We start from the raw sequence: 20,391 nt of genomic DNA, 5'->3' as shown, positions 1-20,391 counted from the left end.
CCGTCACGCGGCGGCCGGAACCCTCACCTCGGCCTCGGTCAGGGCCAGTTCGAGCACCTGGCGGACATCCGTCACCGGGTGCACGTCCAGCTTCTCCAGGATCTCCGCGGGGACGTCGTCCAGGTCGGCCTCGTTCCGCTTCGGGATGATCACCGTGGTGATCCCGGCGCGGTGCGCGGCGAGCAGCTTCTGCTTGACGCCGCCGATCGGAAGCACCCGGCCGGTCAGCGAGACCTCACCGGTCATCGCCACGTCCGTACGGACCAGGCGGCCGCTGAGCAGCGAGGCGAGGGCGGTCGTCAGCGTGACGCCCGCGCTCGGCCCGTCCTTGGGCACCGCACCCGCCGGGAAGTGGACGTGCACGCCCCGCTCCTTCAAGTCGCCGACGGGCAGCTCCAGTTCGGCACCGTGCGAGCGCAGGAAGGAGAGCGCGATCTGTGCCGACTCCTTCATGACGTCGCCGAGCTGACCGGTGAGCGTGAGCCCCGATGCCCCTGTCTCCGGGTCGGCGAGCGACGCCTCCACGAAGAGCACGTCACCTCCGGCACCGGTGACCGCGAGGCCGGTCGCGACACCCGGCACCGCCGTGCGCCGCTCGGCCGGGTCCTGCGCGGACTCGGGCACGTGGTGCGGCCGCCCGATGAGGCCCCGCAGGTCCTCGTCCGTGACCGTGAACGGCAGCTCCCTGTCGCCCAGTTCGTGCTGCGCCGCGACCTTGCGGAGCAGCCGCGCGACGGACCGCTCCAGGTTGCGTACGCCCGCTTCGCGCGTGTACTCACCCGCGAGCTTGCGCAGCGCGCTCTCGTCGAGGGCGACTTCGTCCTTCTCCAGACCCGCCCGCTCCAGCTGGCGCGGGAGCAGGTGGTCGCGGGCGATGACGACCTTCTCGTCCTCGGTGTACCCGTCGAGCCTGACCAGCTCCATGCGGTCGAGCAGGGCCTCCGGGATGGCTTCCAGGACGTTGGCGGTGGCGAGGAAGACGACGTCGCTCAGGTCCAGCTCCACCTCCAGGTAGTGGTCCCTGAAGGTGTGGTTCTGCGCCGGGTCGAGGACTTCGAGGAGGGCGGCGGCCGGGTCGCCCCGGAAGTCGGACCCCACCTTGTCGATTTCGTCGAGGAGCACGACCGGGTTCATGGACCCTGCCTCCTTGATGGCCCGCACGATCCGTCCGGGCAGCGCCCCCACGTACGTACGACGGTGCCCGCGGATCTCCGCCTCATCGCGTACGCCGCCGAGCGCGACCCGCACGAACTTGCGGCCCATGGCGTGCGCGACGGACTCGCCGAGCGAGGTCTTGCCGACGCCGGGCGGACCGACGAGGGCGAGCACGGCACCGCCGCGGCGGCCGCCGACGACTCCGAGGCCGCGGTCGGCGCGCCGCTTGCGCACCGCCAGGTACTCGGTGATCCGCTCCTTCACGTCCTGAAGGCCCGCGTGCTCGGCGTCGAGGACGTTCTGGGCGCCCTTGATGTCGTACTCGGAAGCACCGTCATCGGTTCGCTCGTTCCACGGCAGTTCGAGGACGGTGTCGAGCCAGGTCCTGATCCAGGAGCCCTCGGGCGACTGGTCGCTGGACCGCTCCAGCTTGTCGACTTCCTTGAGGGCGGCCTCGCGGACATTCTCAGGAAGGTCGGCGGCCTCGACGCGGGTGCGGTAGTCGTCGGACTCCTCGGCAGAGTCCTTGCTGTCGCCGTTGAGCTCGCGCAGCTCCTTGCGTACGGCGTCCAACTGGCGGCGGAGCAGGAACTCGCGCTGCTGCTTGTCGACGCCTTCCTGCACGTCCTTGGCAATGGACTCGGCGACGTCCTGCTCGGCGAGGTGCTCGCGCAGCTGCTCGGTGGCGAGCTTCAGACGCGCCGCCGGGTCGTCGGTCTCCAGGAGCTGGATCTTCTGCCCGGTGGAGAGGAAGGGCGAGTATCCGGAGTTGTCGGCGAGCGCAGAGACGTCCTCGATCTGCTGGACGCGGTCCACGACCTGCCACGCGCCCCGCTTCTTCAGCCAGCTGGTGGCGAGCGCCTTGTACTCCTTGACCAGCTCGGCGACGGCACCAGGAAGCGGCTCAGGCACCGTCTCGTCGACCTTCAGCCCCTCCACCCAGAGCGCCGCACCCGGCCCGGTCGTCCCTGCACCGATCCGCACGCGGCCACGGCCGCGGATGAGCGCGCCGGGGTCGCCGTCGGAGAGCCGCCCGACCTGCTCGACGGTGCCGAGGACTCCGGTCGCGGCGTACGTCCCGTCGATGCGCGGAACAAGAAGGACCTGCGGCTTGCTGCCACTACCACTGGAGCGGGCCGCCGCCTGGGCGGCCTCCACCGCGGCTCGTACATCGGTGTCGGACAGATCGAACGGAACCACCATGCCGGGCAGGACAACCTCGTCGTCGAGCGGCAGCACGGGCAGAGTGAGCGGTGTGGACGTCGAAGCCATGATCTCCCCTTCGGCATTCAAGTTGAGCTTTACCGACTCAATGCTCGTGAGTCCTTGATTGTTCCCCGGGGTCTGTTCGCTGTCAGCGATCGCTGAGACGGTGGGTACTTCGACTGTCAGACCGTCACTTCGATCCCGTCGGAAGGGACCCACGTGGAGACACCGGAGAACGTCACGGGCGAGCACGAGACCGGCCTCGGCATCGACTTCGCGGGCCTGCTGACGGAGCACGCCCTGGGGCACCTCTTCTCTGCGGCGCTGCGTACGGCGACCAGTTGCCGGATCGCCGATCACCTGGCGTCCGGCCCACGCACCCCGCAGGAACTGGCCCGCCTGACCGACACCCACGCGGCGCACTTACGCCGCGTCCTGCGCTACCTCGCCACGCGCGGCATCTTCCGCGAGGACGAGGCGGGCGCGTTCCGCCTCACGCCGGTCGCGGAGGCGCTGCGCACGGACGTCCCGCACTCCCAGCACGCGATGGTGCTGATGCTGACCGACGAGACGTTCCAGCGGACGTCGGCGGGTCTGGAGGAGACGGTGCGCAAGGCGGGACCGTCCTTCGAGCGGATCTTCGGGCAGCCGTTCTTCGCGTACCTGGCGACCGATCCCGGCCTGCGGGAACTCTTCGACGACGGCATGACGTCGCTCTCGGCCCCGATCGACGAGGTGGTCGCCGAGACGTACCCGTTCCCGGAGCGGGGCACCGTGGTGGACGTGGGCGGCGGACGCGGCGGTCTCCTGCGGAGCATCCTGCGCCGGCACCCCGGCCTTACGGGGGTCCTCCTCGACCAGGCACCGGCCGTGAGCCGCCACGTCCTGGGCGACGACGACGAGCTGACGGGCCGCTGGCGGGCGGAGAGCGGCGACTTCTTCGCCGGGGTCCCGGAGGGCGGCGACATCTACGTACTCAAGCACGTCCTGCACGACTGGCCGGACGACGCCTGCCTGCGCATCCTGCGCAACTGCCGCGCCGCGATGGCACCGGGCGCACGCGTCCTGGTCGTCGACTCGGTGCTGCCCGCGGGGAACGATCCGCACCCGGGCAAGGCCCTCGACGTGGCGATGGCGGCGGTCGTGGACGGCCAGGAGCGGACGGAGGAGGAGTTCACGCGGCTCCTGGGCGAGGCCGGGCTCACGGTGACGCGGGTCCTTGCCACTCGGGCGTTCCCCTCGGTGGTGGAGGCGGTAGCCGCTTAGCCGGGACTCGGAGGGCGCGGGGCTGTGACATATGCGGCTCCGCCGCGTGGGCGCGACCAGCCACGACGCACCCGCAGACGTGTACGGCAGCAGGCGTCGGCAGGATCCTCAACCAACCGTGCGGCGCCACCGCCGCACCAGCGGCCACGTGGCGACGCCGATCGACAGCGCGAGAAGGTGGCCCCAGTTCGTCATCGGGTCCGTGAACGCGATCAGGTCCTCGACCAGCATCCCGCCGAAGGCGACAAGCACCAGCCATCGCAGCCACGGCCGGAAGAGCCCGGCCAGCGCGCCGATGCTCGCCGCGACGCCGAAGCTGATGCCGTAGTCGAGCCGGTGCAGGGAGCTGTCCGGCAGATGGCCCGCGAGGACCGAGAAGCCGACCGGGATCTCGGTCGCCAGGGTGGCGACGACATGCCCGAGCAGGAAGACCCCCGCGGTGCGCAGCGCGCCGATGCGGCGCTCCAGGCCGGTCAGGACGAGCAGGAATCCGATCGCGTACGGCGATGCGATGCCGCCCGCGATCCACAGCGCGCTCGCGACGAGGACGAGCAGCGGCTGCTGCATGAGGTGTGCGACGTCCGTGCTCGACCCCTGGTGCAGGGCCGAGACGAAGGCGGGGTCCGCGTACCGGGTCAGCAGCGAGGTGCCGGCGAGCACGACGGCGTAACCGAAGGTGAAGGGCGTACCGGTGGGGGTCGGGAGCAGCCGCCAGGGGCGCAGCCTGCGCCACGCGGACGCGGGGTCGGCAGCCGGGGCCTCCGGCGCCGGACGGCTTGGAGCGGCCCGCGTCACGGGTCCCCTTTGTCCCGGTATGCCGTCCAGCGCGGGGCGGACCGTCTCCTCGGGTGCCGCGGGGACAGCCGTCGAACTCCGGTTCACGGTGCGGCGCTCCTTCCGTCACGCCCCACCCAATGCTGATCTTTCGGACTCTGTCTATGACCGGCGCCACGTGAGACGCGAATCACACCTTGAGGGACAACCTCACAGGGTCGAAACGCGTCCGCCCCTGGCGGGCCCCGTCGCCCGGCCGCTCCCCCATACGCTGGCCGCCATGCACCACCACACCATCGCCCCCGTCGTCATCGACCGGCGTGAGGGCCCGTACGGCGAAGTCGCGCTGCGGCGCCACGGTGAACTGCTGCAGATCATCGCCAACGGGTGCTTCCTCATGGACACTTCGGACGGCCGCTCGGAGCGCCTCCTGATCGACGCGGCCCTCGACGCACTGGACGACCAGCCCGAACCGAGCGTGCTCATCGGAGGGCTCGGCGTCGGCTTCTCGCTCGCCCACGCGGCCGCCGACCGGCGCTGGGGCCGTATCGCCGTCGTGGAGCGCGAGCAGGCCATCATCGACTGGCACAACGACGGACCGCTGTCCGCCATCTCCGGTGCGGCGCTCACCGATCCGCGCACCCGGATCCTGCACACCGACCTCGTCGAGTACGTCTCCAACTCCTCCGATACGTACGACGCACTCTGCCTGGACATCGACAACGGCCCCGACTGGACGGTGACGGAGGACAACAACTCCCTCTATTCGCCCGCCGGTCTGGCTGCCTGTCAGGCCCGTCTCAAGCCCGGTGGAGTACTCGCCGTGTGGTCCGCCCAACCCTCGTCCGCTTTCGACTTCGCTCTACGGAATGCCGGATTCCAGTCGGTACGGACGGAAGAGATCCCCGTTGCCCGAGGCGTACCCGACGTGGTTCATCTCGGCGTCAGGGCTGCGTAGCCGAGGTGCCTTCGCGACCCGTACCCTGCTGACCGAACACAAGCGATCAGTGTCAGGGGCGGGGCGATGGAGCAGACACACACCTCCCACAACGGTGCGACGGCGGCGATGCCAGGCGCCCAGCGCCGGGTTCTGGTGGTCGAGGACGACCCGACGATCGTCGACGCCATCGCCGCCCGGCTACGTGCCGAGGGTTTCGTTGTGCAAACGGCGGGAGACGGTCCCGCGGCGGTCGACACCGCACAGGCGTGGCAGCCCGATCTCCTGATCCTGGACATCATGCTGCCGGGCTTCGACGGGCTTGAAGTGTGCCGTCGGGTGCAGGCCCAGCGGCCGGTGCCGGTGCTCATGCTGACGGCGCGCGACGACGAGACGGACATGCTGGTCGGGCTCGGCGTCGGCGCCGACGACTACATGACCAAGCCGTTCTCGATGCGGGAGCTCGCGGCCCGGGTGCACGTCCTGCTGCGCAGGGTCGAGCGGGCCGCGCTCGCCGCGACCACGCCGCGCAGCGGCATCCTCCGGCTCGGCGAGCTGGAGATCGACCACGCGCAGCGCCGGGTCAGAGTGCGCTCCGAGGACGTACACCTGACGCCGACGGAGTTCGACCTGCTCGTCTGCCTGGCCAACACCCCCCGTGCGGTCCTCTCCCGCGAGCAGCTGCTCGCCGAGGTGTGGGACTGGGCGGACGCGTCGGGCACCCGGACCGTCGACAGCCACATCAAGGCGCTGCGCCGGAAGATCGGCGCCGAGCGGATCCGCACGGTGCACGGCGTCGGGTACGCCCTGGAGACCCCGACCCCGTGAGGCCGGGCAGCTGATGACCAGGCCTTTCGGAGGACTGCGGCCCTTCTCCATCAAGACCAAGCTCGGCACCCTGGTGGTGGTGTCGGTCTTCATCACCACCGGTCTGCTGATGGTGGCGATGGAGACGGAGACCGAGCTGCGCTTCATCACCGTCTTCTCGGTGATCGCCACGCTGCTCATCACGCAGTTCGTGGCCCACAGCCTCACCGCGCCGCTCGACGAGATGAACGCGGTGGCGCGCGCCGTCTCGCACGGCGACTACACGCGGCGGGCACGCGGCGCCGACCGGCGCGACGAGCTGGGCGACGTGGCCACCACGATCAACCGCATGGCGGACGACCTGGAGGCCCAGGACCAGCAGCGCAAGGAGCTGGTCGCCAACGTCTCGCACGAGCTGCGCACACCCATCGCGGCCCTGCGCGCGGTCCTGGAGAACGTCGTCGACGGGGTCTCCGCCGCCGACCCGGAGACCATGCGTACGGCGCTGAAGCAGACGGAGCGCCTGGGCCGCCTCGTCGAGACGCTGCTCGACCTGTCGCGCCTGGACAACGGCGTCGTCCCGCTGAAGGCCCGCCGCTTCGAGGTGTGGCCCTACCTGTCGGGCGTCCTGAAGGAGGCCAACATGGTGGCCTCGGCACGTGCAGGCATCGCATCGGGGTCCGGCAGCCACACGCGTACGGACGTCCATCTGCACCTGGACGTGACACCGCCCGAGCTGACCGCGCACGCGGACGCCGAGCGGCTGCACCAGGTCGTGGCCAACCTCATCGACAACGCGGTCAAGCACAGCCCGCCGCACGGCCGTGTCACCGTGCGTGCCCGGCGCGGCCCCTGGCCCGAGTCCCTGGACCTGGAGGTCCTCGACGAGGGCCCCGGCATCCCGGAGTCGGAGTGGCACCGCGTCTTCGAGCGCTTCAACCGGGGCAGCCACGCCGGTGCCCCCGCCCAGGGCCCCGGCAACGACGGCGGCACCGGCCTCGGCCTCGCCATCGCGCGCTGGGCGGTCGATCTGCACGGCGGGCACATCGGTGTGGCCGAATCCCCTCGGGGCTGCCGCATCCAGGTCACTCTTCCGGGCCTGCCCGAAGTGTGAAGTTGACGTAGGGTTCGAAGCGGAAGCGATTCGCGGGCGCATCTGAAGCGCGCCCGGGTGAAGGCGCCGCGCAGGGGAAGCCCCGCGCGGCCATCTGGCGTTGCGGAACCCGGCTTGTTTCCCGCCATTTACGCCACCGAAACCCCCGATCCAGTGTGACTTACACGACGGATGACGGGCCCGGCCTGCACCTGGCGGCCTTGGAGGCGTAGCCTTTATTTCCGCTGTCCATCACCTTGTGAAGCGGAAGAGGGCGGTTACCGCCGTGTCGCCACAGTCCCCCAGTAACTCGAGCATCTCGACCGACCAAGACGGGCAGGGCAAGGACCCTGCAGTCGCCTTCGGTCCCAATGAGTGGCTCGTCGACGAGATCTATCAGCAGTACCTCCAGGACCCGAATTCGGTTGACCGAGCCTGGTGGGACTTCTTCGCCGACTACAAGCCGGGAGTAGCGGCGGCCGCCGCCACCCCGGTGAAGCCGGCGGGTGACGCGGCCGCGGGGGCCGCGTCCACCACCACTCCCGCCGCTCCGGCGGCCCCGGCACCCGTGGCTCCGGCCGCGCCCGCAGCGCCCGCGGCCCCGGCCGCGAAGCCCGCTGCCGCCGTGCCGGCCGGGGGCGGCACCGCACAGGCCGCTCCTGCCGCAAAGCCCGCAGTCGCGAAGCCCGCAGCCGCCAAGGCCGCGCCCGCGACGGAGGCCCCTGCCGGTCCGGAGTACGTGACGCTGCGCGGCCCCTCCGCGGCCGTGGCGAAGAACATGAACGCCTCCATCGAGGTCCCCACCGCCACGTCGGTGCGCGCGGTCCCGGTGAAGCTGCTCTTCGACAACCGCATCGTCATCAACAACCACCTCAAGCGCGCCCGCGGCGGGAAGATCTCCTTCACGCACCTCATCGGGTACGCGATGGTGCAGGCCATCAAGGCCATGCCGTCGATGAACTACTCCTTCGTGGAGAAGGACGGCAAGCCGACCCTGGTCAAGCCGGAGCACATCAACTTCGGCCTCGCCATCGACCTGGTGAAGCCCAACGGCGACCGCCAGCTCGTGGTCGCGGGCATCAAGAAGGCCGAGACCCTGAACTTCTTCGAGTTCTGGCAGGCCTACGAGGACATCGTCCGCCGTGCTCGTGACGGCAAGCTCGGCATGGACGACTTCACCGGCGTCACGGTCTCCCTGACCAACCCCGGCGGCCTCGGCACCGTCCACTCGGTCCCGCGTCTGATGCCCGGCCAGTCGGTCATCATGGGCGTCGGCTCCATGGACTACCCGGCCGAATTTCAGGGCACCTCCCAGGACACCCTGAACAAGCTCGGCATCTCGAAGGTCATGACGCTCACGTCGACCTACGACCACCGGGTCATCCAGGGCGCCGCATCCGGCGAGTTCCTGCGGATCGTCGCGAACCTGCTGCTCGGCGAGAACGACTTCTACGACGAGATCTTCAAGGCGCTGCGCATTCCCTACGAGCCGGTCCGCTGGCTCAAGGACATCGACGCCTCGCACGACGACGACGTCACGAAGGCCGCCCGCGTCTTCGAGCTGATCCACTCCTACCGCGTCCGCGGCCATGTCATGGCCGACACGGACCCGCTGGAGTACAAGCAGCGCAAGCACCCCGACCTGGACATCACCGAGCACGGCCTCACCCTGTGGGACCTGGAGCGTGAGTTCGCGGTCGGCGGCTTCGCCGGCAAGTCCATGATGAAGCTGCGCGACGTCCTCGGCGTGCTGCGCGACTCGTACTGCCGCACCACCGGCATCGAGTTCATGCACATCCAGGACCCGAAGCAGCGCAAGTGGCTGCAGGACCGCATCGAGCGCACGCACGCCACGAAGCCCGAGCGCGAGGAGCAGCTGCGCATCCTGCGCAGGCTGAACGCCGCCGAGGCCTTCGAGACGTTCCTGCAGACGAAGTACGTCGGCCAGAAGCGCTTCTCCCTGGAGGGCGGCGAGTCCGTCATCCCGCTGCTCGACGCCGTCATCGACAGCGCCGCCGAGTCGCGTCTGGACGAGGTCGTCATCGGCATGGCCCACCGCGGCCGCCTGAACGTCCTGGCGAACATCGTGGGCAAGTCGTACGCCCAGATCTTCCGCGAGTTCGAGGGCAACATGGACCCCAAGTCCATGCACGGCTCCGGCGACGTGAAGTACCACCTGGGCGCCGAGGGCACCTTCACCGGCCTGGACGGCGAGCAGATCAAGGTCTCGCTCGCCGCGAACCCGTCCCACCTGGAGACGGTCGACCCGGTCATCGAGGGCATCACCCGCGCCAAGCAGGACATCATCAACAAGGGCGGCACGGACTTCACGGTCCTGCCCGTCGCCCTGCACGGTGACGCGGCCTTCGCGGGCCAGGGTGTGGTCGCCGAGACGCTCAACATGTCGCAGCTGCGCGGCTACCGCACGGGCGGCACGGTCCACATCGTCATCAACAACCAGGTCGGCTTCACCGCCGCCCCGGAGTCGTCGCGTTCTTCCATGTACGCCACGGACGTGGCCCGCATGATCGAGGCGCCGATCTTCCACGTGAACGGCGACGACCCCGAGGCCGTCGTCCGCGTCGCGCGTCTGGCCTTCGAGTTCCGCCAGGCGTTCAACAAGGACGTCGTGATCGACCTCATCTGCTACCGCCGCCGCGGTCACAACGAGTCGGACAACCCGGCGTTCACGCAGCCGCTGATGTACGACCTGATCGACAAGAAGCGCTCGGTGCGCAAGCTCTACACCGAGTCCCTCATCGGTCGCGGCGACATCACCCTGGAAGAGGCCGAGCAGGCCCTGCAGGACTTCCAGGGCCAGCTGGAGAAGGTCTTCACGGAGGTCCGTGAGGCCATCTCGCAGCCGGCGCAGGCCGAAGTGCCCGCCGCGCAGCCCGAGTTCCCGGTCAACGTCGACACCGCGATCTCCCAGGAGGTCGTCAAGCGGATCGCCGAGTCGCAGGTCAACATCCCCGACCGGGTCACCGTCCACCCGCGTCTGCTTCCGCAGCTGCAGCGCCGCATGTCGATGGTCGAAGAGGGCACGATCGACTGGGGCATGGGCGAGACCCTCGCCATCGGCTCGCTGCTCCTCGAGGGCACCCCGGTCCGCCTGTCGGGCCAGGACTCGCGCCGTGGCACGTTCGGTCAGCGCCACGCGGTGCTCATCGACCGCGAGACGGGCGAGGACTTCACGCCGCTCCTGTACCTCTCGGACGACCAGGCGCGTTACAACGTCTACGACTCCCTCCTCTCCGAGTACGCGGTGATGGGCTTCGAGTACGGCTACTCGCTGGCCCGCCCCGAGTCCCTCGTCATGTGGGAAGCGCAGTTCGGTGACTTCGTCAACGGCGCGCAGACGGTGGTGGACGAGTACATCTCGGCCGCCGAGCAGAAGTGGAACCAGCACTCCGGCGTCACGCTGCTCCTTCCGCACGGCTACGAGGGCCAGGGCCCGGACCACTCGTCCGCCCGCATCGAGCGCTTCCTCCAGCTGTGCGCGCAGAACAACATGACGGTGGCCATGCCCACCCTCCCGTCGAACTACTTCCACCTCCTGCGGTGGCAGGTGCACAACCCGCACCACAAGCCGCTGGTGGTCTTCACTCCGAAGTCGATGCTGCGCCTCAAGGCGGCGGCCTCGAAGACGGAGGAGTTCACGACGGGCGGCTTCCGCCCGGTCATCGGCGACGCGTCGGTCGACCCGGCGGCGGTCCGCAAGGTCGTCTTCTGCGCGGGCAAGCTGTACTACGACCTCGAGGCGGAGCGCCAGAAGCGCGGCGTCACGGACACGGCCATCATCCGCATCGAGCGCCTGTACCCGCTGCCGGGTGCCGAGCTCCAGGCGGAGATCGCCAAGTACCCGAACGCCGAGAAGTACTTGTGGGCGCAGGAGGAGCCGGCGAACCAGGGCGCATGGCCCTTCATCGCCCTCAACCTGATCGACCACCTGGACCTGGCGGTCGGCGCGGACATCCCGCACGGCGAGCGTCTGCGGCGCATCTCGCGGCCGCATGGTTCGTCTCCGGCGGTCGGTTCGAAGAAGCGGCATGAGCAGGAGCAGGAGCAGCTTGTGAACGAGGTCTTCGAGGCGTAGGCGCTGCGCGCTGACGTGAGCAGAGGGCCGGGCCCCGCGGAGTTTCATCCGCGGGGCCCGTCCCTTTTCGTCTGCGGGTGCTTTGTGGCTGAGCGCGCAGTTCCCCGCGCCCCTTTGGGGCGCTACCCGGCGGCGCTATCCCAAGTACGCCTCGAAGTCCCAGTACGGGCGGTTGCGCTGGCGCGCCGAGATGGTGTGCGGATGCTGCGCGCCGAGCGTCCGGGTCAACGCAAGCAGGCCGTCTTCCTCCAGCTTCTCGGCCTCCTCCTGCTCCCGCAGGGCCCGCAGGTCGGCGGCGAGCGCCACCTGGCAGGACAGGGTCAGCGGATGCTCGTCGCCGAGGGTGTTGCGGGCCCGCCGCAGGGTTTCGCGGCTGAGCTCGGAGGCTTCCACGATGCGTCCGTTGAAGTTGCGCGCACCGGTGGCGTTGAGCGCGCAGCCGAGCACCCAGGGGTGGTCGGCGCCGAGCGTGGCCGTGAGGCCGCCGAGCGCTGACTCGAACATCGACAGGGCCTCGGCACGCTCACCCGCCGCCTGCATGATCATTCCGGTGTTGGCGACCATGCCGGTGGCGACGGGGTGCGCGGGTCCGAGCAGGGCGCGGTAGCCGGCCTCCGCCTCGGCGATCAGGTCTCTGGCCTGGCTCAGATCCCCGTGCTCGCGCAGGTAGTTGCCGTAGTCCGTGATGAACGACAGCGTGCGGTAGTGGCCACGGCCGTGCACCTGCACCAGCTGGTCGAGGAGGCTGGCCATCGTGGCCCCGACGTCCTGCTGGAAGCCGCCCTCGCGGCGTCGGCAGAGCGCCAGTTGGGCGTGCGCGGTCAGGGTCTGCGGGTGCTGCGGCCCGAGCACCTGCACATGGAGGCGCAGCACGGACTCCTGGCGGGCCACCGCGTCGCGGTAGCGGCCGAGCAGCCGCAGGTCGTGGGCGCAGGCGTTGCCGGAGTTGAGGGTGTTGACGTGCCGGGCGCGCAGGACGCTCTCGCGCCGGGCGAGGGTCTCGACGTCGAGGTCGTACGCCTCCTGATAGCGGCCGAGCAGCCGCAGGCCGACGCCCAGGTTGTGCCGGGCGTTGAGGGAGACCAGCTCGTCCGGGCCGAGGAGCCGCCCGGCCTCCTCAAGGACGTTCGCCTGAAGCCCGATGGACTCCTCGTACTGCCCGAGGTGGCGCAGACTGGCGGCCATGGCGCTGTTGGTGAGCAGTTCGCCAAGATCATTGCGCGGGGTCGCGGCGCGCAGCCGTTCCAGCTGGCCCTTGTCGAGCTCGTACGCCTCCCGGAAGCGGCCGCTGGCCCGCAGGATGTTGCCCTCCTGCCTGGTCAGGTCCAGCATCGGCTGGGCCAGCGGGTCCATGAACCCGGACCACCGGTGGCGGATCTGTTCGGCCAGTTCGAGCCCGGCCTTGAACTCGCCGCTGTTCAGGCAGTAGCGCAGGCAGTTGAGTACGGCCAACTGGACCCGGTCGCTGGTGCTTTCGAGGGTGCCCGAGGGTTCCAGATGCGGCAGCAGCTCCGCGTACCGCGGCCAGTTCCTGCTGTCCATGGGGTTGCCGGGATCCGCTTCGGCGAGCAACCTGCGGACGGCCCTGCGGTAGGTCTCCCGGCCCTCGTCGTCGGTGAGCCTGGTGACGATGTCGTGGACGAGCCGGTGCATGTGCACCGACTCCTGGTGCGGGCCCATGTCGGCATTGGCCGGGCCCCGGTTCTCACGGCTGAGGACCGAGTAGTTGACGAGGGTGTCCAGGGCCCTGGTCCAGGCGGGCAGATCGGTGGCCATCCAGCGCAGTTCCTCGGGCAGATCGGCCTGCGGGTAGGCGCGGATCAGGCCGAGCGGGATGCGGCCGGGGGCGAAGGACGTACACAGGTTGAGTACGTCGATGGCCTGCGGCTGGGAGCGGCGGAGCCGGTTGATCAGTATCGACCAGGAGGTCAGCGACGAGTGGGGCAGGCCGTCGCCGGTGGAGAGTTCATCGGCGGTGGAAAGCCGCCGCTCCCGCACCATGCGCAGGTACTCGGGCGCCTCCATGCCCGATTCGCCCAGCCAGGAGGCGGCCTGGACGAGCGGCAGAGGGACGTCGCCGAACTCGGCGGCCACCTCGTCGGCCTGTTCCGCGGTCACGTGCGGGGCGCGGCGCATCAGATAGCCGGTGGACTCGGACCGGTCGAAGCTGGGCACGTCGAGCAGGTCGGTGTCCTCGCCCCAGCCGCGGTTGCGCGAAGTGATCAGGACGTGGCCGGGGCCGTTCGGCAGCAGGACGTTCGCGCCGTCGATGTCGTCCCAGCCGTCGAAGATGACGAGCCAGCGGGAGTGCGGCCGGCCGCGCCGCAGCGCGTCGCGCACCGCGCGGATGCGTTCGCCGGGCTCGTTTCCGCTGTTCAGGCCGAGCGCGACGGCCAGTTCACCGAACCGGTCGCGCTGAATGTTGCGGTCGTCGGAGTTGACCCACCAGACGGCGTCGTAGTCGGGGCGGAAGCGGTTGGCGTACTCGGCGGCGATCTGGGTCTTGCCGATGCCGGACATGCCGACGAGCGTGCAGGCCGCGTTGCCCCGCTCGGCGTCGGTGAGCCGCTGGTGGAGTTCGAGGAGGAGGTCGTCGCGACCGGTGAACCGGGGGTTCCGGCGCGGGACTTCGCCCCAGATCTCGGGCTGGGCCTCGGGGAAGCGGACACCGCGGCCCGGGATGGCCCGGCGGGAGACGGGCCCGACCTCCAGGCCGAGCCGACTGAGCAGACGCTGTTCGGCCTCCTCTTCGCCGAGGCCCCACAGCGCGGCCGGTTCGAGGACGGCGGTGGCCGGAAGCAGGGGGCGGTTCGTCAGGTTGACGGCGGCGAACCGGTCGGCGTTGGCCGCCACGAAGCCGCGCAGTACGTCATTCCATTCGCTGGCCGGTCGCGGGCCCAGCTCGAAGAACCAGTCGTTGAGGACGAGGAGCACCCGCCCACGGGCGAGCAACAGGTCTCCGAGCGCGTCCTCCAGGGGCGCCTCGCGCTGCGGGTCCCACCGCTGGAGGACGGCCTGGTGGCCGTGGCTCTCCAGCCGGTGGGCGATCCAAGCGGCCCACGGCCGGTGGTAGCCGGGGAAGACCACCAAGAAGCGCTCCGGCCCTTCCGCGCCGCCCCGGTCCGAGGTCCGTCGTCCGGACCCGCCCGACCGCCGTTCATCCGCCATCTGCACTCCCTCTGCACCTGCACGTACCCAATGCCACTAATCGTGGACACAGTGTCATCCGAGAAGCCGTGAGTACCGGCCAAGGCTCGCGTGGTGTTTGCCCATTTCTCGCGCGAACTCCCGCCCCTCAAAGGTCAGTTCATCGGATTCGAGCAGGATCGACAAGGCGCTTTCGACCTGATCGCGGTATGCCTCGAACTGCTCTGTGGACCGGCGCCGCCACGACCGGGGCGTTTCCGTGCCGGCGCCCGCCCGCCGCCACAGATCGGTGAGCGCCAGATGGGCATAGGCCCCCTGGAGGACGCCCGCTATGGGGCGGGGGTCCGGACGCCAGCCCACCCGGTGCACGGCACCCCCACCCGGCTCGCACAGCGGTACGAGCTCTTGCAGGGCGGCCAGTTTGGTGTGGTGCGCCTCGTGGACGAGTACTTCCGCCATCTCCTGTGCGCTGACGGGCAGTTCGGTCAGGACCGCCCCGGGGGCGGCCCGCATGGTGGCGCTCATCGGTTGCCGCGCGCTGTGGCGGACACCGGGTCCGAGCGGGACCACGGCTCGCAGGACGGCGCTGATCTCGCCGACCCGGCCGGGGTCGGTGGCCAGCAGGATTCGCCGGGCGCCGCGCCAGCGCTCCGCCCAGGACCGGTACGGCGCGTGGCGTCGCTCGGCGGCGGGGAGCGCGGCGGGACCGATGCCGGAGGCCGGTACGCGGTAGGGGTCCAAGTCGTCGAGGACGACGGCGTCGTCGGGCAGGTCACGCAGCCCGGACCAGCCACGACCACCGCCGCGCGGCCGCCGGCCCCCCGGCGGAACATGCAGGAGGGTGCCACCGGGGATTCCGCCGCCCTCCGCCCGCAGCAGCCCGGCCCGGATCCGCAGCCGGGCCCGGCCCGCCGGGCAGCGAAGCACCCCGAGCCCCGGCAGCGCGAGCAGCCCCGAGGGAACCTCGACGGCCATGGTGACCTGACAGCCCGCGCGCACGGCGGCGGTGGCGGCGACGGCGCCGAAGTGCGCGAGATGCCGTTCGAACGCGGGCCCGTCGGGCGCGGCGAGGTTCGCGGCGAGCCAGGCGCCGGTCATGGGGTAGTCCAGGACGTCCCGGACGACGGCGGGACGGGCCCGCTCGGCCTGCTCAAGCACCTTCCAGTCACGGTCGAACCGTCGGCGTACGGCAGGATCCATCCGGTCGCCAGGAACCATCCGGTCGACCCGGGCGAGGAGGGCCTTGAGGAGCACCATGCGGCGGGTGTGCAGCCCGGCACGCAGTGCCGTCGCACCCGTCGGGAGGGGTCTGGTCCTGGCCAGCTCTGCGAAGACCGCGGAGGATACCGGCGCCAGCGTCACCCCGCCCTTTCCTCACCGGGCGACAATCGACCGCTTCCGGCCGGAAACTGGTGGTCGGCGGGGATTCTGTGGACAGGGTCGGGGTCGGTGGGGCCGTACCAGGACTCGCCGAGCTCCCGTGACTGACCGAGGACCCGCTCGACCGCATCGGCGAGCCGTGGATCGTCCATGGCACGCAATGTCCGCAGGTCCACGTGGGCCAGGTCGAGCAGGAGCGGAGCTCGCCCGGGGCCCCCTTCGGGGCCTGTCACCCATTTCACCTGCTCCGACACCATCAGCTCCTCTCTCACGACACCCGTCCCGTACGGCCGTCACGGCTGCACGGTTCTTCCCGAGGCCGGTGAAACAGAAACCTGTTCGACTTAACTCCGGCCACACGTCGGCGTATCCACACGCCCACGTATTACGCGGTGAGTACTGCCCGCGCCCCTCCCCAGGTGCACCACGGCGGGGACGCCCGGTCCCAGTCCTCGTCGGACAGCCGGTCGACACCGGGGAGGGCGAACTCGTCGGCATCGACGGCCGCCGCTCTGGCGCGGGTCAACTCGACTTCCCGCCAGTCCACTTCACGCAGTTCGCCGGTCAGCTGCCGCCACTCGTCCGCGGCCGACCGGTAGGCGGTGCGCGCGGCCGCCGAGCGGCCCATCAGTTCAAGAACGCCGCCCTGCCCGTGCAGCGCACGCGCGGCCGTCACCGAGCCCGGCGCGCGGCCGTACGCGATCCGGGCCTCCTGTTCGGCGTGCTCGTACGCCTGCAACGCCTCAGCGAGCACAGGAGTTCCGGTGCGGCGCCTCAACTCGACGATGACGCGACCCAGTTGGAGCCGCCCCTCGGCGCGGACCCGTGCGTCGCGCGCACCCCGGATCGCCTGGCCGAGGAGGTGGCGGCTCTCGAACAGGTCGGGCAGGAAGCCGAGATGACGGAAGCGCTGGGCGAGCGCGCTGCCCACCAGGCCGAGCAGCCTGCCGCGGTCGGGGGCGCGCGCGGGCAGCGCCGTGAGCGCCTCGCGCAGCACGTTCTCGGCGCGGTCGACGATCGCCGCGCCGGTCTCCGCGGCGGCACGGCGCAGCAGCGACTCGCCCCAGACGGTGAGCAGTCCGCTGCGGCGCTCACTGTCGGGCGGCGCGAGGCGGGCGGCGGCTTCGTAGGCGCGGTCGGCGTTCAGGTGGTCGCCGTTCGCCTCGTGGAAGGCCGCCCGTGCGGAGAGGCAGCGCAGGCGCAGCGCCGGGTCGGTGCCCGCGGCCTGCTCCGCCCTGGCGAACACGGCGGCGGTCTCTTCGGGGGTGTCGACGACGGCGAGGGCTTCGGCCAGGTCGAGCAGGGCCGGGCAGCGTACGCCGTCAGGGGCGCCGTCGGCGTCCAGCATGTCGCAGGCGACGCGGAGTTCGCGGGCCGCGGCGGCCGGATTCCCGTCGGCGAGCAGGAGGCGTCCGCGGCGCAGCAGCAGGGCGCGGCGGCGGTCGGCGGGCCACTGCGCGGGATTCCCCGGCAGCGCGGCGATCGCCCGCCGAAGGAAGTGCGCGTCCTGCGTGGCGCGCCACAACTCGTGCTGAACGGCGGCGAGTTCGAGCGCCACGTCGGCGTGGTCCTGGCTGCCGTCGGCGGCCGTGCGGAGGGCTTCGTCGAGTACGGCGGCGGCCTCGTGCAGCAGGGTGAGGCGGCGCTCGGTCCCGCGCACGCGCGCCGTCGTGGACTCGGCGCGCAGCACCCGGCCGAGGACGAGGCGGGCCCGTACGGAGCTTTCGGCGTCCTCGGCGGCGCCGTCTCCGCTGCCCCGCAGCGCCGCCTCGGCCTGTGCCCGCGCGCGGAGCAGCACGGAAGGGTCCGCCTGGTCGTGCCACCGGGCGAGGAGCCGCTCGGCCTCCAGGAGGGGCTCGGCGGCCACGAGGTCCGGTTGATAGAAGCGCAGGACGCGCGCGGGGACCGTGGCGAACAGCTCGGACTCGACTCCGGAAGTCGTCGTGTCCGTGGTGTCCTCGTCGGCGCCGGACGCGGTGTCCGTCTCGCCGTCCTGCTCGTCGTGCCCGGCGAGACGGGCCGCCGCGAGGGCGGCGAAGTTACGGGTGCCACGGTCGAAGTGGCGTTCCACATAGGCCGAGCAGTGCTTGAGCACGAGACCGGCCGCGGCCCGGTCGAGGGAGCTGAGGAGCAGCTCCTGGACGCGTGCGGGGTAGACGAAGCAGGGCCGCGCCTCCGTTCCCGGCAGCTGCCTGAGCAGCCCCCCGAGCAGGACCTCGGCCAGCTCCATGGGCCCGGTGTCGGGCAGCATCGTGCGCTGGACGAGCTGCATGACGGGCAGCGAGAGCGGGGCCGCCGCGAGGCAGACGGCGAGCCGCATCGCGCCGGGCGACGCGGTGGCCCGGAAGGCCCGCAGCAGTTCGTCGTCGCTGCGCCCCGCCGGCGGTACGGGGGCGAGCGGGGCTCCGGAGCCGTCGGACGCCGGGGTCACCCAGGCCGCCCAGCCGCGCACCGGTCCGCCCTGACCGGCAAGGAGCCGTGCCCAGGCCGCGAACGCATCGGGGGTCGGCTGCAGTACGGGGATCGCCTTGGCTCCGCGGGGCAGCGGCTCCCACGGCTCGTCGTCGGGGTCGAAGACGGTTCGGCCGCCCGGTTCCGGCGTACGCGTGAGGAGTCCCGGCTCCGCGGGCAGCGCCGTACGCGCCCACAGCCTGGAGGGCAGCGGCTGGATCACGGCGATCGGCGAACCGCCCGGCCAGGAGCGCAGCAGTCGCTGCGCCGCGCCGCTCTGCCACAACGGGCCCACGCAGTCGCTGACGACCAGGGTGAGTCGGCGGCCCGCCGGATCGTGCAGCTGGTCGGCCGAGCGCAGCCGGGTGCGGCTGTGCGGTCCTGTGGTGGTGCCGACGAGCGGGACGCCGTCGCCGTTGTCGTACAGCTGGTGGACCTGGACGTCGCGGAAGACACCTGACTGCTCGCAGGCCTGGCGCAGTTCCTCGACCAGCTGCTCCCACACGGCCATCGCGGGCCCGGTGTCCATGAGCAGCTGGACGTCGACGCTCCGGTGGCGGGCCGCGCGCAGGACAGGGACGAGGAGGCCGGTCATGGCGAAGCGTTCGGCGGTGGCGTCCTCGTCGAGACTGCCGCCGACGGGGCGGACGGGGTACGGGGCGTAGCGGCGCAGGGGGCGCAGGGCCTGTTGCAGGCCGAGCAGTCCGGGCAGTGCGGCCGCCGCCGGGGCGCGCACGGGAAGGCCGGGTCCCGCGTCACGGGAGTCCGCCGTGCCGCCCGGCAGGTGCAGGGGCACGTCCGCGGATCCCGCCGCCCGGAGCGGCGGTTCGGGCGCTTCGGCGGCGGTCCCGTCGGCCCGCTCCCCCGCTGGTTCCCGGTTGTCGCCGGACCTCGGCGGGGCGGTGGCAGGCGGGGCGTCCGGCTCGCCGGGACCGGCGGCGTGCGGGAGCCACTGGGCGAGCCAGACGGCGTCGGCGACCTCCTCGGCGGTGGGGTCGAGGCCGCCGTCCCGGAGCCTGCCGATGAGCTCTCCCAGATGCATCCGGTGCATCCGGCCATCACCTCGAACGGTCGAGTGGCCGCATGAGCAAGGTGGCGATCCGCTCCCGGGTGAGGCGCTCGGTGTTCGGGGCGTGCTGGGTGAGATAGAGGGCGTTGAGGAGCTGGTCGGCGGCGATGACCTCGCCGGGCTCGCGTTCCAGGAACCGGTCGATCAGATCCCGGCCCTCGGCGGCGCCCGCGCCGCCGAGATGGGCCTCGACCATCGACTTGAGCTGTTCCTCGCCCGGCGGCTCCAGTTCGAGCTGGACGCAGCGCCTGAGCAGCGGGGCCGGGAAGTCCCGCTCGCCGTTGGAGGTGAGCACGATGAACGGGAACGTGGTGCAGGCGATCCGGCCTCCGGTGACGGTCACCTTGCGGCCGTCGTCGCTGAGCACCTGGACGGCGGGTTCGCGGTCCGCGATGCGTTCGAGCTCCGGTATCGCGAACTCGCCTTCTTCCAGGGCGTTCAGGAGGTCGTTGGGGAGGTCGAGATCGCTCTTGTCGAGCTCGTCGATGAGCAGCACGCGCGGCAGGTCGGAGGGGAGCAGCGCGGTGCCGAGCGGTCCGAGCCGAATGTACGAGCCGATGCCGGGCGCCGCCGCGTGACCCCCCGGTTCGCCCTGGGCGCGCTCCAGTTGGACGTCCTGGAGGCGGCCGATGGCGTCGTAGCGGTAGAGCCCGTCCCGGAGGGTGGAGCGGCTCACGATGGGCCAGCGAAGGACCCGGCCCAGGCCCAGCTCGTGGGCGACGGCGTAGGCGAGGGTCGACTTTCCGGTGCCCGGGTTGCCGGTCGCGAGGAGCGGGCGGCGCAGGTACAGCGCGGCGTTGACGGCGTCGGTCTCGGCGGGCCTGGGTGCGTAGTTCTCGACGAGGGTGCGCTGGAAGCCGAGCCTGCGGGCGGTGCTCGGGTCGGTGCCCGGATCCGCGTCACGCCCCGATGCGGCGAAGTCGCGCCAGGGGGGCGGGGCGGGTAACCGCTGCACACCGTCGTGCGGCTCACCGACACCGCGGTAGATCCGCCAGTCATTCACCTTGGGC

General features: G+C 71.2%; 12 protein-coding genes. 5 read left to right on the top strand and 7 right to left on the bottom strand.

The window, feature by feature from the left end; genetic code table 11:
* Positions 1-3: 3 nt before the first annotated feature.
* Complete coding sequence (lon, locus tag AB0O76_RS08590; protein ID WP_365486786.1) at positions 4-2,427, bottom strand: endopeptidase La; 2,424 nt, start codon at positions 2,425-2,427, stop codon at positions 4-6.
* Positions 2,428-2,628: 201 nt separating this feature from the next.
* Between lon and AB0O76_RS08585 the strand changes: the two genes are divergently transcribed.
* Complete coding sequence (locus AB0O76_RS08585; RefSeq protein ID WP_365487101.1) at positions 2,629-3,627, top strand: methyltransferase; 999 nt, start codon at positions 2,629-2,631, stop codon at positions 3,625-3,627.
* Positions 3,628-3,735: 108 nt separating this feature from the next.
* Here the strand turns inward: AB0O76_RS08585 and AB0O76_RS08580 are convergent, their stop codons facing one another.
* A complete protein-coding gene (locus AB0O76_RS08580) occupies positions 3,736-4,509 on the bottom strand; it encodes a rhomboid-like protein (RefSeq protein WP_365486784.1) in 774 nt (257 codons plus the stop codon).
* A gap of 172 nt (positions 4,510-4,681) precedes the next feature.
* Between AB0O76_RS08580 and AB0O76_RS08575 the strand changes: the two genes are divergently transcribed.
* The 4 genes from AB0O76_RS08575 to AB0O76_RS08560 all read left to right on the top strand — a co-directional run bounded on the left by AB0O76_RS08575 (position 4,682) and on the right by AB0O76_RS08560 (position 11,334).
* Entirely contained in the window at positions 4,682-5,359 is a 678-nt protein-coding gene (locus AB0O76_RS08575; protein WP_365486783.1) for a spermidine synthase, read from the top strand.
* Positions 5,360-5,425: 66 nt separating this feature from the next.
* Positions 5,426-6,166 carry a response regulator transcription factor gene (locus AB0O76_RS08570; protein ID WP_135330435.1) on the top strand — a complete coding sequence of 247 codons (741 nt, stop codon included), beginning with the start codon at positions 5,426-5,428 and terminating at the stop codon, positions 6,164-6,166.
* Between the two features lie 13 nt (positions 6,167-6,179).
* Positions 6,180-7,259 carry a HAMP domain-containing sensor histidine kinase gene (locus tag AB0O76_RS08565; protein ID WP_365486781.1) on the top strand — a complete coding sequence of 360 codons (1,080 nt, stop codon included), beginning with the start codon at positions 6,180-6,182 and terminating at the stop codon, positions 7,257-7,259.
* Positions 7,260-7,524: 265 nt separating this feature from the next.
* Positions 7,525-11,334 carry a multifunctional oxoglutarate decarboxylase/oxoglutarate dehydrogenase thiamine pyrophosphate-binding subunit/dihydrolipoyllysine-residue succinyltransferase subunit gene (locus AB0O76_RS08560; RefSeq protein WP_365486779.1) on the top strand — a complete coding sequence of 1,270 codons (3,810 nt, stop codon included), beginning with the start codon at positions 7,525-7,527 and terminating at the stop codon, positions 11,332-11,334.
* A 135-nt stretch (positions 11,335-11,469) separates the two neighbouring features.
* On the opposite strand, the gene fxsT is transcribed toward AB0O76_RS08560, so the two are convergent.
* From fxsT to AB0O76_RS08535, 5 genes are all read right to left on the bottom strand, one after another.
* Positions 11,470-14,502, bottom strand: a complete 3,033-nt coding sequence (gene fxsT, locus AB0O76_RS08555) for an FxSxx-COOH system tetratricopeptide repeat protein (RefSeq protein ID WP_365486777.1) — start codon at positions 14,500-14,502, stop codon at positions 11,470-11,472.
* Positions 14,503-14,556: 54 nt separating this feature from the next.
* Positions 14,557-15,843: an HEXXH motif-containing putative peptide modification protein gene (locus tag AB0O76_RS08550; protein WP_365486776.1), complete on the bottom strand. Its 1,287-nt coding sequence runs from the start codon at positions 15,841-15,843 to the stop codon at positions 14,557-14,559.
* Positions 15,840-16,115: a hypothetical protein gene (locus AB0O76_RS08545; RefSeq protein WP_365486775.1), complete on the bottom strand. Its 276-nt coding sequence runs from the start codon at positions 16,113-16,115 to the stop codon at positions 15,840-15,842. The genes AB0O76_RS08550 and AB0O76_RS08545 overlap by 4 nt, the downstream gene beginning before the upstream one ends.
* A gap of 131 nt (positions 16,116-16,246) precedes the next feature.
* Positions 16,247-19,363 carry an SAV_2336 N-terminal domain-related protein gene (locus tag AB0O76_RS08540; RefSeq protein WP_365486773.1) on the bottom strand — a complete coding sequence of 1,039 codons (3,117 nt, stop codon included), beginning with the start codon at positions 19,361-19,363 and terminating at the stop codon, positions 16,247-16,249.
* 7 nt (positions 19,364-19,370) lie between these two features.
* On the bottom strand, positions 19,371-20,384 hold the full coding sequence (locus AB0O76_RS08535) for a MoxR family ATPase (protein WP_365486771.1): 1,014 nt from the start codon (positions 20,382-20,384) through the stop codon (positions 19,371-19,373).
* Between the last annotated feature and the right edge of the window lie 7 nt (positions 20,385-20,391).

The organism is Streptomyces sp. NPDC086554 (assembly GCF_040686095.1).
GTDB lineage: Bacteria > Actinomycetota > Actinomycetes > Streptomycetales > Streptomycetaceae > Streptomyces.
Note: the sequence above shows the minus strand (reverse complement) of the source record. Positions and strands in the feature narration are given on the sequence as shown.